The sequence below is a fragment of the uncultured Campylobacter sp. genome (genome assembly GCF_937890585.1).
Taxonomy (GTDB): domain Bacteria; phylum Campylobacterota; class Campylobacteria; order Campylobacterales; family Campylobacteraceae; genus Campylobacter_A.
Genome location: NZ_CALACG010000334.1, coordinates 1 through 2,107 on the forward strand (window position 1 = coordinate 1; position 2,107 = coordinate 2,107).

1 protein-coding gene and 1 pseudogene are annotated in these 2,107 nt (G+C 39.1%); both read left to right on the forward strand.

What is annotated here, in order from left to right:
* Positions 1–50: 50 nt before the first annotated feature.
* Positions 51–1,175 carry a penicillin-binding transpeptidase domain-containing protein gene (locus Q0296_RS10095; RefSeq protein ID WP_298040205.1) on the forward strand — a complete coding sequence of 375 codons (1,125 nt, stop codon included), beginning with the start codon at positions 51–53 and terminating at the stop codon, positions 1,173–1,175.
* 1 nt (position 1,176) lies between these two features.
* Positions 1,177–2,107, forward strand: a pseudogene (locus Q0296_RS10100) (alpha-2-macroglobulin); the annotation flags it as partial.

Genomic DNA, 2,107 nt, shown 5'->3' on the forward strand with positions numbered 1-2,107 from the left:
GATCTAGTACGGTCTCGTGGGCTCGGAGATGTGTATAAGAGACAGGGCTTATCACGCCAAACTCGCAGCTAATCGATACGCAAATTTATCTGAATGAATATGTGCCAAAGAACTTTAGTAACGACTTTTTGGGGCTTGTAAGCGCAAAGGACGCTCTAAATTTTAGCCTAAATATCCCAGTCATAAATTTAGACTTAAAGCTAAAAGATAACTCGCTTTATGAGCTACTTGAAAAGGTAAATTTAGTTGATGAAAACAAGGAATTTTACGGCTCTTCGATAGTTTTAGGCAGTGCTGAGATAAGCCCGCTTGATCTTGCGCATCTTTATACGATATACGCAAATGAGGGTGTTTATAGGCCGCTTGAGTTTGCTGGCAAAAACTACAAAAATGAAGATAAAAACATAACCCTCATCTCGCCTCAAAGCGCATATCTAACCGCCAAAATGATGAGTGAGGCCTCAAGGTCGTATCTAAAAAATGCTTGGCAATATGCGCAAAATACGCCAAAAATCGCCTTTAAAACAGGTACAAGTGCAAACTCACGCGATCTTTACGCCATAGGTGTCAATGAAAACTACACGATAGCCGTTTGGGTGGGCAACTTTAACGCCGAAAAAACTGACAAGCTAACTGGGCTAAATGACGTTTCAAAGATCGTTTTTGATATGTTTAAGATCACGGCACAAAGGCAAAATTTAGAGTTTATGAGCGAGCCAGAGGGCATTGAAAAAGTGCCAACCTGCCTTGATGCTTTTAGTTATGAAACATGCAAAAAAACGGCGCTTGATGATAGGATAGTTGGAGTTAAACTGCAAGATAAGTGCGAGAGTTTAAGGGGCGAGGAGCTTGAGTTTTTGATAAAAAATGGCTTTTTAGACAAAGACGAGGTCAAAAATAGCCCTTGCGCTGAAGTTTACAAAGACAAAAAGCCAGTTTTTGCCTATCCGTATGACGGCGAAGAGATCGTGACAGATGAAAATGTAACACAAATTATGCTAAAATGCTACGCGTTTTTAGGTGATGAAATTTACCTAAAAGTGGATGATTTGAACTTTTCTAAGATAGAAAATGCAAGTGAAAAAAGGCTAGATCTAACTCTTGGCGAGCACACTTTAAAATGCCTTGATCAAAACTCAAATCAAAGTGAAATAACAATAAAACTAAGGAGATAAAATGCAGCAAAAAGCGCTACTTCTAGCACTTTTAGGAGCAGTAAATTTATATGCTTTAAGTCTAAATGGCAATGTCGAGGTGAAGTCGCCTTTAAGCGTGGAATTTGGACTAGAAGATGATGTTAGCAAGAATCTCATAGGCACGCTAAGCGAGAAAAAGCTTATCTCGTGCGAGCCAGCGCTAAGCGGCACGGTGAAATTTAACGCTCAAAGCCTTACGCTTTTTACAAAAGATATGCACGCAGGTGCTAAATACAGCTGTAAGTTAGAAAATGGCAGCAGTGCTAGCTTTGAGACGAAAGAATTTGCGCTTGAGAAGATAGAAAAGCTCACTGATAGCAAATTTATCCTTAAATTTAATGACGAAGTTAGCGAAGAGCTTGTGAAAAAAATAGCCGTAAAAAGCGCAAGCTTTAACGCCTTGCAGCTCTCTCAAAACAGCTTTGAGCTTGATCTTGATAAAAATATAAGCGAGCCTATTTTTGAGTTTGGAGAAAATTTTGAGAGTAAATTTGGCGCTAAACTAGCAGGCGATGGCGTGGTGAAATTTAGTGAGCAAGCAAGCGATGAGAGCGTAAATATAAATGCCGAAGCTAAAAGCTTTGAGATAGCTAAAATCTATCCAACAAGCCTTGATAATGGGATCTTAGCATTTAGAATTTATCTAAAAGAGTGGCTAAGCGATGACAATAATCTAAAGAAATTTATAAAGATCAAAGGCGTAAAAAGTTTTAGCATAAGCGACGTGGCATATAAAAATGACGATGAAAATGGCGTGCCAAATTCTGAGCTTGAGGGGTATGATTATTACATCGATATCACAAGTGATGAGTTTAAACCGCAAAATAGCTACGAGATCACGATAAAACCGGGCTTTGGAGACGATAGAAATGTCGTAAGAGAGGCTAAAACCTACGAGGTAGTCGCTAGTA